At 60.4% G+C, this 13,665-nt stretch carries 14 protein-coding genes and 1 pseudogene; 8 read left to right on the top strand and 7 right to left on the bottom strand.

All coding sequences use genetic code 11. The features are described from left to right. Positions 1 to 68: 68 nt before the first annotated feature. Complete coding sequence (locus ACIOZM_RS20820; protein ID WP_401216719.1) at positions 69 to 833, top strand: CHAD domain-containing protein; 765 nt, start codon at positions 69 to 71, stop codon at positions 831 to 833. A 238-nt stretch (positions 834 to 1,071) separates the two neighbouring features. Next, entirely contained in the window at positions 1,072 to 1,866 is a 795-nt protein-coding gene (locus tag ACIOZM_RS20815) for an acyl-CoA thioesterase (protein WP_401216717.1), read from the top strand. 10 nt (positions 1,867 to 1,876) lie between these two features. Here the strand turns inward: ACIOZM_RS20815 and ACIOZM_RS20810 are convergent. The 3 genes and pseudogenes from ACIOZM_RS20810 to ACIOZM_RS20800 all read right to left on the bottom strand — a co-directional run. Next, a pseudogene (locus ACIOZM_RS20810) lies at positions 1,877 to 2,092 on the bottom strand (Mpo1-like protein); the annotation flags it as partial. Positions 2,093 to 2,303: 211 nt separating this feature from the next. Further along, entirely contained in the window at positions 2,304 to 3,785 is a 1,482-nt protein-coding gene (locus ACIOZM_RS20805) for a methyl-accepting chemotaxis protein (protein ID WP_401216716.1), read from the bottom strand. Between the two features lie 213 nt (positions 3,786 to 3,998). Then, on the bottom strand, positions 3,999 to 4,805 hold the full coding sequence (locus ACIOZM_RS20800; protein WP_401216715.1) for a TatD family hydrolase: 807 nt from the start codon (positions 4,803 to 4,805) through the stop codon (positions 3,999 to 4,001). Positions 4,806 to 5,042: 237 nt separating this feature from the next. Between ACIOZM_RS20800 and ACIOZM_RS20795 the strand changes: the two genes are divergently transcribed. The 3 genes from ACIOZM_RS20795 (at position 5,043) to ACIOZM_RS20785 (ending at position 7,564) form a co-directional block, all read left to right on the top strand. Then, positions 5,043 to 6,464 (top strand): transglycosylase SLT domain-containing protein, encoded by a 1,422-nt coding sequence (locus ACIOZM_RS20795; protein WP_401216713.1) that lies wholly within the window; start codon positions 5,043 to 5,045, stop codon positions 6,462 to 6,464. 108 nt (positions 6,465 to 6,572) lie between these two features. Then, complete coding sequence (locus ACIOZM_RS20790) at positions 6,573 to 7,007, top strand: DoxX family protein (protein WP_401216711.1); 435 nt, start codon at positions 6,573 to 6,575, stop codon at positions 7,005 to 7,007. A gap of 248 nt (positions 7,008 to 7,255) precedes the next feature. Beyond that, positions 7,256 to 7,564, top strand: coding sequence for a class I SAM-dependent methyltransferase (locus tag ACIOZM_RS20785; RefSeq protein ID WP_401216710.1), 309 nt, complete (start codon positions 7,256 to 7,258; stop codon positions 7,562 to 7,564). Positions 7,565 to 7,567: 3 nt separating this feature from the next. Here the strand turns inward: ACIOZM_RS20785 and greB are convergent, their stop codons facing one another. From greB to ACIOZM_RS20770, 3 genes are read right to left on the bottom strand one after another with little or no spacing between them, the layout of a single operon-like run. Continuing rightward, positions 7,568 to 8,065 (bottom strand): transcription elongation factor GreB, encoded by a 498-nt coding sequence (gene greB, locus ACIOZM_RS20780; protein WP_016985509.1) that lies wholly within the window; start codon positions 8,063 to 8,065, stop codon positions 7,568 to 7,570. Positions 8,066 to 8,099: 34 nt separating this feature from the next. Next, positions 8,100 to 10,604, bottom strand: coding sequence for an ABC transporter permease (locus ACIOZM_RS20775; protein ID WP_401216709.1), 2,505 nt, complete (start codon positions 10,602 to 10,604; stop codon positions 8,100 to 8,102). Next, a complete protein-coding gene (locus tag ACIOZM_RS20770) occupies positions 10,604 to 11,287 on the bottom strand; it encodes an ABC transporter ATP-binding protein (RefSeq protein ID WP_401216708.1) in 684 nt (227 codons plus the stop codon). The genes ACIOZM_RS20775 and ACIOZM_RS20770 overlap by 1 nt, the downstream gene beginning before the upstream one ends. Before the next feature lie 10 nt (positions 11,288 to 11,297). Between ACIOZM_RS20770 and ACIOZM_RS20765 the strand changes: the two genes are divergently transcribed. The 3 genes from ACIOZM_RS20765 (at position 11,298) to ACIOZM_RS20755 (ending at position 13,406) form a co-directional block, all read left to right on the top strand. After that, complete coding sequence (locus ACIOZM_RS20765) at positions 11,298 to 11,903, top strand: arylesterase (protein WP_401216707.1); 606 nt, start codon at positions 11,298 to 11,300, stop codon at positions 11,901 to 11,903. 57 nt (positions 11,904 to 11,960) lie between these two features. After that, positions 11,961 to 12,254 (top strand): hypothetical protein, encoded by a 294-nt coding sequence (locus ACIOZM_RS20760; protein WP_007955656.1) that lies wholly within the window; start codon positions 11,961 to 11,963, stop codon positions 12,252 to 12,254. A 180-nt stretch (positions 12,255 to 12,434) separates the two neighbouring features. Then, a complete protein-coding gene (locus ACIOZM_RS20755) occupies positions 12,435 to 13,406 on the top strand; it encodes a L,D-transpeptidase family protein (RefSeq protein WP_401216705.1) in 972 nt (323 codons plus the stop codon). A 125-nt stretch (positions 13,407 to 13,531) separates the two neighbouring features. Here the strand turns inward: ACIOZM_RS20755 and ACIOZM_RS20750 are convergent. Further along, a partial coding sequence (locus ACIOZM_RS20750) for an alanine-zipper protein (RefSeq protein ID WP_400497551.1) occupies positions 13,532 to 13,665 on the bottom strand: 134 nt, incomplete at its 5' end.

Genomic DNA, 13,665 nt, shown 5'->3' with positions numbered 1-13,665 from the left:
GAAGCAAGGATGCTGCGTTCGCGAAACGCCACACTCATCCGCAAAGTCATTGAACCAAGGAGCAAGTGATGTCTGCGTTGGTTGACCGCTTGGTGGCTCATATCCTGAGTCTGGAAGTGCGGGTGTTGGCGTGTCAGGCGCGTTTGACCGCGCGCACCGACCCCGAGGCGTTGCATGATCTGCGCACCACCGTACGGCGCTTGCGCAGTCTGCTGCGGCCGTTGCGCGGGTTGCCCGGTGTCGAACAGCTGGAAAGCGCGGCGGCGAGTGTCGGGCAACTGACCACGCCGTGGCGGGATCGCGAGGTGCTGGCGGCGTACCTGCTCAAGCACGATCAGCCCGCAGCCGCGCAGCGACGCATGATGCAAATGGCCGAGGCCTATCCGGCGCTGGCGGCGAGTGCCGAAGTGGCGTCGTTGTTGATCATTCTTGATGCCTTTCCACGGTTCTTGCGCGCATCGCAGCGTCAGGGCCTGCTCAAAGGTCTGGGTAAACGCATCGAAAAACGCCTCGACAAGCAGTGGCAGAAACTCGATCAAGCGCTGCACGATCCAGCACATGACCGTCATCGTCTGCGTTTGCTGATCAAGCGTGTGCGCTATGGCATCGAGGCCTATCCCGAACTGGATCGGCTGCCCGAAGCGGCGCTGCCGCGCTTGAAGTCTGCACAAGGCGCCTTGGGCGACTGGCACGATTGCTGGCAATGGCTGGCGCGGGCTGAACTGGAGCCGGATCTGCAACCCTGCGTAGCGACCTGGCAGTCGACCATGATCAAGGCTGAAATCAAGGCTGATCGGGTCCTCGAAAAACTCAGCTCAAGCTGCTTCAAATAATCCTGTAATCCCCCGAAACTCCAGTGGGAGCCAGCCTGCTGGCGATAGCTGTATGTCAGCCGACATGAATGTTGGATGCTCAACCATCATCGCCAGCAGGCTGGCTCCCACAGGGAAATCATTGTTCTCAGGTTCGTGCGCGGCCTTTCTGTCAGTCTATTTGACCGGAATAGACGCTGCGGCGCTCTGCCATGCTGGTTAAGATCAGGGCATTCCCTTTGCGTTTTCTGAGGTTGTCATGCAATTTTCCGATCTGCTGGACGCTGTTCGCCGTCATCCGGAGTTGTCGATCCCGGCAGAGTGGGCACAGGGCCGCGCGAGTTTCGGCGGCTTGATCGCCGCGCTGCAATACGAAGTCATGCGTGCCAGGGTTCCGGCAGATCGCCCGGTGCGCTCGTTGGCGATCACCTTCGTCGGGCCGGTCGAACCGGGTGTACCAGTGAGCTTCGATGTCGAAGTCCTGCGTGAAGGCAAAGCCGTCAGTCAGGTGCTCGGTCGAGCAGTGCAGAACGGTCAGGTTGTGACGCTGGTGCAGGGCAGTTTTGGCGCGTCGCGAGTCTCGGAAGTGGCGGTGCCGGCGCATCCCGCCCCGGAGATGAAACACTGGGACGAGTGTCAGGAGTTGCCTTACATCAAAGGCGTGACCCCGGAGTTCATGCGCCATCTGGCGATGCGCTGGAGCGTCGGCGGCTTGCCGTTCACCGGCAACAAATCGCGGGACATGGGCGGTTGGGTGCGCCTGCGTGGCGATGTGAAGGAGGAGCCGATCAACGAGTCCTACATTCTCGCGCTGGTGGATGCGTGGCCGCCGTCGCTGTTGCCGCACCTCAAGCACGTGGCGCCCGGCAGCACGCTGACCTGGACCATCGAATTCGTTCAGCCGCTAAAGGATGTGAGCACGCTGGACTGGTGCAAGTATCTGGTGCAAACCGACTACGCCGCCGACGGTTACGGGCATGCCGCCGCCAAGCTGTGGAGCGCGCAAGGCGAATTGATCGCCATGAGCCGTCAGACGGTAACGATCTTTGCCTGAATCAATGCCGACCGTGGCGCTGCAAACCGAGCGCCGCGACGATACCAATCACGCCAATGGCGACGCTGGCCAGACTCAGGCTGAACACGCCGGACACGATCAGCAAAAACGCGACAATGAACAACGGCACGGCAATCAGGTGCAACACCAGATTGGTCGGATGCTGATGATTGTTCGGGTACGCGTGCCATTGCCACGCGGGAAGATTGGGGTGACGTTTGCCCATGTTGCTACTCCTCATTCCATTTGGACTCAATGGTTGAAGAATAGGCGCGAGCGAGGAGGGCGGCGAATCAAGGTTGGCTATTGAAGTGATAGCGACAATGGTCAAATTCGATGTCGTTTTGGCTGCAGCCATCGCCAGCAGACTAGCCCCCACAAGGAGTCTGTGTGAACTTCAAATCCCCTGTGGGAGCTAGCCTGCTAGCGATTAGTTCTCAGAGTTTCAACTGACCGATAGCCTTGCTCAATTCCCCGGCCAACGTCGCCAACTCATTACTGGTCGTCGCCGAATCCACCGTCTGCTGCACGGTGTTTTCCGTCACATCACGAATACTCACCACCGCCCGATTCATCTCCTCGGCAACCTGACTCTGCTGCTCGGCGGCCACCGCAATCTGCGTGTTGCTCTCGCGCATCTGCGCCACCGCGCCAGTGATTTCCGCCAGCGCTTCACCGGCCTCCTGCGCCTGCTGCACGCAGTCGTCAGCCTTGTATGAACTCTCTTGCATGAAATCCACCGCATCGCGAGTGCCGGCCTGCAACGCCGACACCATGGTGGTGATTTCATCGGTCGACGCCTGCACCCGTTTGGCCAGGTTGCGTACCTCGTCGGCGACCACTGCAAAGCCCCGGCCCATTTCACCGGCCCGGGCCGCTTCGATGGCGGCGTTGAGCGCCAGCAGATTGGTTTGCTCGGCGATGCTGTGGATCACGCTGACCACGCCGTTGATCTTCTGACTGTCCTCGGCCAGTCGCTGAATCATCTCGGCGGTCTGCTGCACGCCGCTGGAAAGTCCGGCAATCGAATGCTGCACCCGCGCGACCACTTGCTGGCCACTGCCAGCGAGGCTGTCGGCAGTCTGCGACAAATCGCGAGTGGCGCCGGCATGCTGGGCGATGTGGTAAACCGTGGCGGTCATTTCATTGATCGCGGTGGCGGCCTGATCGGTTTCGCTTTGCTGGCCGAGCATGCCGTGACGCACTTCATTCATGCTCGCCGCCAGCCGTGCCGCGCCGACATCCAGTTGTCGTGCGGTATCGGCGACGGTGCCGACCACGCGCTGATAACCGGCCTGCATTGCGTTGAACGCATTGGCCATCTGCCCGACCTCATCCTTGCAGGCCAGCGGCACACGGGCCGACAGATCGCCGCTTTTTTCCACATGCAGCATCACGTCTTTCAAGGTATTGAGTTGCGCGAGCAGGAAACGGATCAGCAGTTGCGAGGCACAGAGCATGGCGAACATCAGGATGAACACCGCCACGGCGTAATTGGCGAAACGTTCGCTGAACACCTGACTCAGGCTCGGGCCATAGGCCATCACGGCGACCTGTCGGCCATCAGCGCGGCTGAACACTTCGGCGCCCATCAGCGGATCAGTGCCGAACAGCGGCAGGTGATTGATCTCGATCCAGCCGGTGCTGTCGGTGATTTCCAGCAGCGGTTGATCGTGGAGACGCGGCGCTTCACCGCGTTTGAAGGTGAGGATCTGCTCGGCTTGGGGCAGCGGCTGTCCCGCCGGCCACGCCTTGAGCAGTTGCGCCTGAGCCTGCGCGGACACCATGGACGCATGACTGCGCGCCTGTTGCTCAAGTTGCACGGCGTACAACACCAGCAGCAGGGTGGTGACGAAGGCGACGGCATTGACCGCCCAGAATTTGTACTTCAGCGAGATATTGCTAAGCCAGGCACCCATGTAGGTTTTCTCTGATAGCGGAAACAGCATTGGCAAGGTGCCAGTATTGTGCCGCTATGCAGGCCTTCAGAACTTGATATACATCAACAGGCAATACGGTCCTGTTCTTGTAGGAGTGAGCCTGCTCGCGATAGCGGCATGTCAGTCAGTGCAGTGTTGAATGGATGATTGCAATCGCCAGCAGGCTAGCTCCCACAGGAGAAAAAGGGTGTGTCAGGGGAGGGTGGGAAGGCCGAAAAATGCCCGGGCACACGCGGTGGTATGCGCAGCCAGATCGTCCTCGGTTTCACCGCGATGCAGCGCGACTTCACGCAGCACTTCAGTCAGATAAGCCGGCTCATTACGGCCGTTCTTCGGTTTCGGCCGCAAGGTGCGTGGCAGCAGATACGGCGCATCGCTTTCCAGCATCAGCCGTCCGCGCTTGATCTCCTTGACCAGCGGATGCAGATGCGTGCCACGACGTTCATCGCAGATCCAGCCAGTAATGCCGATGTGCAGATCCATATCCAGATAACTGAACAACGCCTTTTGCTCGCCGGTGAAGCAATGCACCACGGCGGCGGGGAGTTGATCGCGGTAGTCCTTGAGGATTTCCAGCAGGCGCTGACTGGCGTCACGCTCATGCAGGAACACCGGCAATTGCAGCTCTACCGCCATTGCCAAATGTTCTTCGAGGACTTTTTCCTGCTGCGGACGCGGCGAGAAATCGCGGTTGAAATCCAGCCCGCATTCACCGACCGCCACCACGTTCGATTCCTGCAACAGACTGCGCAGACGACGAGCGCTGTCGGCGTTCCAGTCACTGGCCGAGTGCGGATGAATACCGGCGGTGGCGAACAGTCGCTGGCCGCTTTGATCCAGCTGTTGGCACAGTTCCAGTGCCTGTTCGCTGCCTTCGACGCTGGTGCCGGTCAATACCAGTTGGCAGACCCCGGCAGCGTAGGCGCGGTCGAGTACGGCCTGATGTTTGTCGGCGAAACTTGGGTTGGTCAGGTTGACGCCGATATCGATGAGTTGCATGGTTGCTACCTCGGGCCGAAGGCCGGAAAGCATACCAGAGCTGTAGATTCATAAGAAAAGCCAAGAACTACAACGAGTTATAGCTGTCTCTTGATGCCGCGACGCAGTCGGTGTTGGCGTGAATGCCATCACTGTGCCAGTCTCTCGCACTTTGCCAGCGCTCATGGCGCTCTGTTTTCGTCGGTGATTTCGACCGTTCAGCGGTAAAAATCGCCCCGTAATCTTTCCGGAGAGTGGATGGTTCGTCCCTCGGTTTTGCTCCTGTTGTGTGGTTCGTTGCTGCTGCCGATGACGGCGGTTGCGCGCCTGCCCGGGCCACTGCAAGCCGTGCCGGCCGCCAAGGTGCGCGACCTGTCGGAGATTCGCAGCAGCCGTGTGTTGCGGGTGCTGGTCAACCAGAGCCGCAACAGCTCCGGTGAAGTGCAAGGCCAGGCCATCGGCGTTGAATACCATCGCCTGCGCGCCTTCGAGCAATACCTCAATGGCCATGCCCGCGATGGTCAGGAAGTCACCCTCAAAATCATTCCCAAAGCCAAGGATCAACTGCTCGGCGCATTGCAGCGCGGCGAGGGAGATCTGATGGCGCCGGGAGAATTGTTGGATCTGCAACCGGGCCATGCGGTCGCCAGCAGCGAACCGATCGCCAGCAACGTGCCGTTGGTGCTGGTCGGCATCAAAGGCGAGCGGCGCTACACCAAGGTCGAACAGCTTTCCGGCAAGACGCTGGCCTTGCCCGCCGGTAGTGCGGCGGGCGAGGCAGTCAGCCAGCTCAATCAAAAACTCGTACTGCGCAAACTGGCACCGATCAAGATCGAATGGGTCGATCCGACGCTGGCCGTCGAAGACGTGCTGGAAATGGTGCAGGGCGGGATTTTTCACCTGACCATCGTCGAGCAACCGATTGCCGAGCGCTGGGGCAAGATCCTGCCGAAGCTGCGTTTTGATCGTCAGATGATGATCAGCGAGCCGGGCGAGGAGTACTGGTTCGTGCGCCGTGATGCATCGATGCTGCGGGCGAGCATCGATCGTTTCCTCGGCGGCTACAAGAAGCCGGCGAACGAGGATGCGGCGTTTCTGCGCATCTATCGCCGTCTCTACCAAGTCCACTATCCACTGGCCAAGGCTGACCGTCAGCGTCTGGAAAACCTGCGCCCGGTCCTGCAAAAGCATGCCGATGCGCAGAACATGGACTGGCTCAATCTGGCGGCGCTGGCGTTCAAGGAATCGGCCCTGCAACCCAATGCCCGCAGTGGCAGCGGCCCGACCGGGCTGATGCAGATCACCCCGTCCGCCGCGCAACGGGTCGGCGTCAACAATATCCAGAATCTCGATGCCAATGTGCAGGCCGGGGCCAAGTACCTGGCGATGATTCGCCGCAAGTTTTTCAACAGCCCCAAGCTCAACGAGCGCGAGCGCATGGCCTTCACTCTGGCGGCCTACAATATCGGCCCGGAGCGGGTGCAAGGCATGCGCGCCGAAGCGCGGCGCCGTGGCTTGAATCCCAACCAGTGGTTCTTCCAGGTCGAGCGGATCGCCATGGAGCAGGTGGGAATGGGGCCGGTCAGCTATGTTAATAGTGTGAACAAGTACTACCTGGCATTCGACCGGGAACGGGAGTCGTTGGAGCCCAAGGGACAGAAAGTCGCCTCGCGCAAATGATCGAATAATTTGATTGTTATGGCGGAATATTTACGCTTTTAACATGAAAATAACTGATTAATATAGCGGCCAACCAACACACACTTTGCATAACAAGGAATGACCAACATGAGCTCTCTGATCAACAAGGTACTGTTCACCCGCGCCGGTTATGGCCTGACTGTTCTGCGCATTGCCGTCGGCGTGATCTTCGCCGCCCACGGCTCGCAGAAACTCTTCGGCCTGTTCGGCGGCTACGGTCTGGCCGGCACCGCGCAGTACATGGAAAGCCTCGGCCTGACCCCGGGTTACCTGATGGCGACGCTGGCTGGCGGCACCGAGTTCTTCGCCGGTCTGGCACTGATCATCGGCCTGCTGGTACGCCCGGCGGCACTGGGTCTGACCTTCCTGTCGCTGGTCGCGATCTTCACCGTACACATCGGCAACGGTCTGTTCATGGCCAACAACGGTTATGAATTTGCCCTGGCCCTGCTCGGTGGCAGCATCGCGGTAATGATCGAAGGCGCCGGCAAGCTCTCGGCGGATCGCGCCATCGCTGGTTGACCGCTCTGGCTCAAGCAAAAGGCCCGCATTGCGCGGGCCTTTTTTGTTGTTGCTGATTCTTGACACTCATCGGTCACGTTCTCTAGGATGTTGCTCATGCGCCGATTTAAACAGCTACTTGCGGGGCGCCAGGTGACTCAATCAGTTGCCGTCAGAAGCCGGAACAGGGCTTCGAAATACCGCTAAAGCGCTGGTTCGGTGTTGCCTCTCACCTGCCATGCAGACTTTTGAGGCAGAGACACGACCCAATGAATGCACTACGCCCTCCAGCACGTCCCGCGCCGATCACGGCACATATCACCCAGCGCAACCCGAAAATCCTGCTTGGCGGCAGACATCAGCCAACGCTGTTGCGTTATCTCGATGGCTGGCCACGTCGCAGCGGCGGTCCTGCCGCGTTCCTGATCCAGTTTGTCGAAGACGGCGAGTCATTGGCGCGTTTTGCCAATGACAGTTTCGATCTGGCGGTAATTCAGTCGCCGAGCCTTGAAGACGCGCCGGAAATGATCAAGCAACTGACTCGTGTGGCGCGACAGGGTTTGATTGCACGGCGCTAAGCGTTACGGGTAATCGATCGCTACGATATAGACAAACTGCTCACCGGTTGGCGTCTGTACCCGAACTTCGGCGTCCAGCGCCTTGCCGATCAAGGCGCGGGCCAGCGGCGAGTCGATGCTGATCAGGCCCAGCTTCAAATCCAGTTCATCCGGACCGACGATGCGGTAGCGCGATTGCTTGCCGTCTTCGTCTTCGATGGTGACCCAGGCGCCGAAGTAGACCTTGTTCGGATCACTGGGTTTTTCGCTGACGACTTTCAGCGCTTCCAGACGCTTGGTGAGAAAACGCACACGGCTGTCGATCTCGCGCAGCATTTTCTTGCCGTAGGTGTACTCGGCATTTTCCGAGCGATCACCTTGCGCCGCCGCCTCGCTGACCGATTGCGTCACCTGCGGGCGACGCACATGCCACAGCTCATGGAATTCAGCACGCATCCGCGCTTCACCTTCAGGGGTGATCAGCGCGGTGCCAGCAGGGCGGGGAGGACGATAACGGCTCATGGCAACTTCTTGTGGTTAAGTCGGCTGGAGTCTATCAACCCTCGCGCAACACTGTCAGTGGACTCGCATTCAACGCCCGCCGCGTACCAAACACCCCCGCGCCACCGATCAGCACTGCGCCAATCAATGGCAGCACCAGCAGCCACGGATGCGGATGCCACGGCAGATCGAACGCGTAGCGATACAGCACCAGACTCACCACTTCCGAACCGATGGCTGCGAGCAAACCGCTGACCGCGCCCAGCAGGCCGAACTCGATGCGCCGCGCCTTGACCAGCAACTTGCGCTCGGCCCCCAATGCGCGCAACAGCGCACCTTGGCGAATGCGTTCATCCAGCGTTGCCTGCAACCCGGAAAACAGCACCGCCATGCCTGCCGCCAACACAAACAACAGCACATACTCCACCGCCAGCGTGACCTGAGCGAGGATGCTGCGCAGCTGTTCGAGCAGGGCTTCGACCTGAAGAATGGTCACCGCCGGGAAGGCTCGCGACAGTTCGACAATCTGCTGATCGTGACCGGGGGCCAGATAGAAACTGGTCAGGTAGGTCGCAGGCAGATCCTTCAAGGTGCCGGGCTGGAAGATCATGAAGAAGTTCGGCTGGAAGTTGTCCCAGTTGATGTCCCGCAGGCTGGTGACCTTGGCCTCGCGATTGACCCCACCGACATTGAAGATCAGATGATCGCCAAGTTTCAGCTTGAGACTCTCGGCGACTTTGCCTTCCACCGATACCCCGGGAACATCGTCCGTCGGCTGTTCGGTCCACCATGAACCGGCGGTGAGTTTGTTGCCGGCCGGCAGGTCGGCGGCCCAGGTCAGGCTCAGGTCACGCTGGATCGCCCGGTCGCCGGCCGAATCCTTGCTGACGATTTGCTGCACTGCTTCGCCGTTGATGCTCACCAGTCGCCCCGGGACTACCGGATACAGCGGCGCGGCTTGGGCCGAGACGTTGACCAGATGATCGGTGAACGCCTGTTTGTCTGCTGGCAGAATGTTCAGGGCAAAATAATTGGGCGCGTTTTTCGGTAACTGGTTTTGCCAGGTGTCGAGCAGTTCGCCGCGCAACAGGGCGATCAGCGCCATCGACAACAGAATCAAGCCGAAGGCCAACGACTGACCCGCCGCAGCCAGTGGATGGCGCAGCAATTGGCCCAGACCGAGCCGCCAAGGAAGGGAGGCGCGGGCGAGCATCCGCCGCAGACTATTGAGCAGCAACAGCAGCAAACCGCCGAGTATCAGCGCAGCCACCACACCACCGCCGAGCAGGGCGAAGGTCAGCAACAGGTCGAGGCTCAGGCGCCACATGATCAGGCCGAGCGCACCGAGTGCTGCGCCGTAGACCATCCAGGTGCTCGACGGAATCGGCAGCATGTCCCGGCGCAATACGCGCAATGGCGGTACCCGACCCAAAGCAGCCAACGGTGGCAGAGCGAAACCCGCCAACGCCACCAGGCCGGTGCCGATCCCGGCGATGGCCGGAAACAGTCCGCCCGCAGGCACGTCGCTCGGCAATAAATCATGCAGCATCGCGAACAGGCCCAATTGCGCCAGCCAGCCGAGAATCGCACCGCTGAGGGCGGCAAGCAGGCCGAGCACGGCCAGTTGCACACTGAACAACAGCATGGTTTCCCGACGTGACAAGCCGAGACAGCGGAGCAGGGCGCTGGCGTCGAAACGTCGGCTGGCAAAACGGTTGGCGGAAAGTGCCACCGCCACGCCGGCCAACAGCACCGCAACCAGACTGGCCATGTTCAGATAGCGCTCGGCCTTGCCCAGCGCGCCGCCAATCTGCCGGTTGCCGTCGCGGGCATCCTGAATTCGCTGGTTCGGTGCGAGTCCCGGTTTGATCAGTTGGCGATAGGTTTCCAGCGCTTGCGGCTCGCCGCGCCACAGTTCGCGATAACTGACGCGACTGCCGGGCTGGACCACGCCGGTCGCCGTGAGGTCGTCGAGGTTGATCATCACCCGTGGCGTCAGGCTGTAGAAGTTGCCGGCGCGATCCGGCTCGTAAGTCAGCACCCGGGTCAGCTTGAGGGTTTTCATGCCGACGTCGATGTTGTCGCCGATCTTAAGATCCAGCGCCGTCAGCAGGCGTGACTCGACCCATGCTTCGCCGGGTTGTGGTTCACCGCCAGCGGTTTCTTCAGCGAATGGTGCGGGTGCGCTTTTCAATTCGCCGCGCAAGGGGTAGGCGCGGTCGACGGCTTTGATGCTCGACAACTGAATGCCGTTGTCGGTGGCAATGACGCTGGAGAACTCCACCACTTGAGCGTGAGTCAGGTGTAAATCGGTGCCGCTGCGGATTTGCTCTTCGCGGGCCGGCGAGCTGCCTTCGAGTACCAGATCAGCGCCGAGAAACTCGGTGGCGCGCAGCATCATCGCGCCGTTCAGGCGGGCGCCGAAGTAGCCAATGGCGGTACTCGCCGCCACCGCGACGACCAAGGCGAAGAACAGCACCCGCAACTCGCCTGCGCGGGCATCGCGCATGAGTTGGCGCAGGGCAAGACTGATCAGGCGCAACAGCGGCAAACGTGCCATCAAGGCTCCAGAGGGGCGACCATCAGCCCGGCTTCAAGTCGGATCAGGCGCCGGCAGCGATGCGCCAGGCGTTCGTCGTGGGTCACCAGCACCAGCGTGGTGCCGCGCTCCTTGTTCAACTCGAACAGCAAATCGCTGATGCGCTCGCCGGTGTGGCTGTCGAGGTTACCGGTCGGTTCGTCGGCAAACAGCACGTCGGGTTCGGCGGCAAACGCCCGGGCAATCGCCACGCGTTGCTGTTCACCACCGGAGAGCTGACGCGGCGAATGAGTCAGGCGCTGGCCGAGGCCAACACGCTGTAACAATTCGGTGGCGCGCTCGCGGGCGTCTTTGCGGCCATCGAGTTCGAGCGGCAGCATGACGTTTTCCAGCGCATTGAGGCTGTCGAGCAACTGGAAGGACTGAAAGACGAAACCGACGTGCTCGGCACGTATCCGCGCGCGCTGGTCTTCATCGAGGTTGCTCAAGGATTGCCCGGCGAGGATGACTTCGCCGCTGCTCGGCAGGTCGAGGCCGGCAAGCAAGCCGAGCAGGGTGGATTTGCCGGAACCGGACGCGCCGACGATGGCCAGGCTGTCGCCCTTGTTCAGTTCCAGGCTGAGTTCGTGCAGGATAGTCAGTTCACCTTCCGCGCTGGGAACCACTTTGCTGAGGTTCTTCGCTGTGAGTATGCTTGCGCCCATGGAGATTCCGATGAGTGTTTGGTTTTTGAGTGCTGGCCTGGCCTTGATGTGCATGGCCCAGAACGCAGCGGCGGGTACAGTCCTGATCGTTGGCGATAGTATCAGCGCCGGTTTCGGACTGGATACCCGCTTGGGGTGGGTGTCGTTGCTCGAACAACGGCTCAAACAGGAGGGTTTCGACGACAAAGTGGTCAATGCCTCCATCAGTGGCGACACCAGTGCCGGAGGCCAGGCACGCCTGCCGACGCTGCTTGCAGAGCACAAACCCGAACTGGTGATCCTCGAACTGGGGGGCAACGATGGCCTGCGCGGAATGCCGCCCGCTCAATTGCAACAAAACCTTGCAGCGATGATCGACAGCTCCCGAGCCACTGGCGCAAAAGTGCTGCTGCTCGGCATGCAATTGCCGCCTAACTACGGCAAGCGCTACACCGACGCTTTCGCCGAGGTCTACGGCAAACTCGCCGACGAGAAAAAAATCCCGCTGGTGCCGTTTTTCCTCGATGGAATCGGCGGCCACGCAGACTTGATGCAGGCCGATGGCTTGCACCCGGCAGTCGGGGCTCAGGGCAAGTTGCTGGAAAATGTCTGGCCGACGCTAAAACCGCTGTTGTAAGGCTTTTCTACAGGCAGGCTTTCGGCTAATGTGGCGCCCCCTTATTTGGAGCCCCCAATGCCGCGTTCTGCCTGGTCCCTGTTTGCCTACCAACTGATCGAGCCTGACGAACAGCTGGATCTGTTCGCCTGCCAGGAAGTGCGGGTGCATCTGGTGACGCGTCAGCTCGAACTCGGCGGCTCGGCGGATCGCACGCTGTGTGGCAGTCTGCTGCCGGCGCAGCCACGCTGGTCGAGCGTGGATCGGCGGGTGTTCCAGGATCAGCGCCTGTGCTCGTTGTGCCGGGCGATTCTGGAGTCGCAAAAACGCGGCACGTCACCGATCTGGCCTGAGTTGCGCTTCGAGCTCTAAAATCAAAAGGTCGCAGCCTTCGGCAGCTCCTACAATTGGAATGCATTTCTCTGTAGGAGCTGCGGCACGCTGCGATCTTTTGCCAAAGGCACGGTCTATCGGCGTGTCTCCCCGAATGCTCAAGGTGCGGTGTACAATCGCGCTCTTATACCCTTGTTGATCACGCGAAGGATTTTCCGGATGTTGCCGCGCTTTCCTGCCGTCACCCGCTGCCTGTCACTTGCCGCCCTGTGTGTGGCCGGTCCCGTTGCTGCATTGGAGTTTCCCCTGCCACCACCCGGTGAAGACATCATCGGTCAGGTGCAGGTGATCAAAGCCAAATACGAAGATACCTTCGCCGATCTGGGCACTGCCTACGATCTGGGTTATTCGGAAATGGTCGCGGCCAACCCGGGCGTCGATGCCTGGCTGCCGGGCGCCGGTACTGAAATCGTCCTGCCGACGCGTTTCATTCTGCCGCCGGGCCCGCGCGAAGGCATCGTGATCAACCTCGCCGAATACCGTCTCTACTATTACCCGAAAGGCCGGAACGTGGTTTACACCTTCCCGCTGGGTATCGGTCGTGAGGGTTGGGGCTCGCCAATCGCGCACACTTCGATCACCGCGAAGACGCCGAATCCAACCTGGACGCCGCCGGCTTCGATCAAGGCCGAGCACGCCGCTGATGGCGATCCGTTGCCGAACGTGGTGCCGGCCGGTCCGGATAACCCGCTGGGGCCGTTCAAGTTCACCTTGGGCACGCCGGGTTACCTGATCCACGGTTCGAACAAGAAGTTCGGCATCGGCATGCGTACCAGCCACGGCTGCTTCCGTATGTTCAACAACAACGTCCTGGAAATGGCCGGAATGGTCCCGGTCGGTACCTCGGTACGCATCCTCAACGATGCGTACAAGTTCGGTCGCAGTGGCGGCAAGATCTATCTGGAAGCGCACACGCCGATCGACGACAAGGGCAACCCTTCGGTGGTCGACAAGCACACCGCTGTGATCAACGCGATGCTCAAGCGTGAAGACATCACCAATAATCTGCGGATGAACTGGGATGTGGTGCGTGATGTGGTGGCGGCCGAAGATGGTCTGCCAACCGAAATCGCTACGCCGAACACGTCGGCGCCGATTGTTTCGAGCGCGCCGATCGATATGCAACAGTAAGGTCAGATCCAGAACCCGTCGATGCGTGATGCGTCGACGGGTTTTTTATTGCCCGGACAAAAGTGCGGGCAATAAAAAAGCCGACCCAAAAAATGGGTCGGCTTGATAACAATCCCGAGGGATTATTACTTGCGGCTAGCTTTGTCCAGCATACGCAGAGCGCGCTCGTTAGCTTCGTCAGCAGTCTGTTGTGCTTTTTGAGCAGCAGCCAGAGCTTCATCAGCTTTACGGTAAGCTTCGTCTGCACGAGCCTGGGAGC

Source organism: Pseudomonas sp. NPDC087346 (assembly GCF_044744235.1).
Lineage (GTDB): Bacteria > Pseudomonadota > Gammaproteobacteria > Pseudomonadales > Pseudomonadaceae > Aquipseudomonas.
This window is presented reverse-complemented; position numbering and strand designations above follow the sequence as displayed.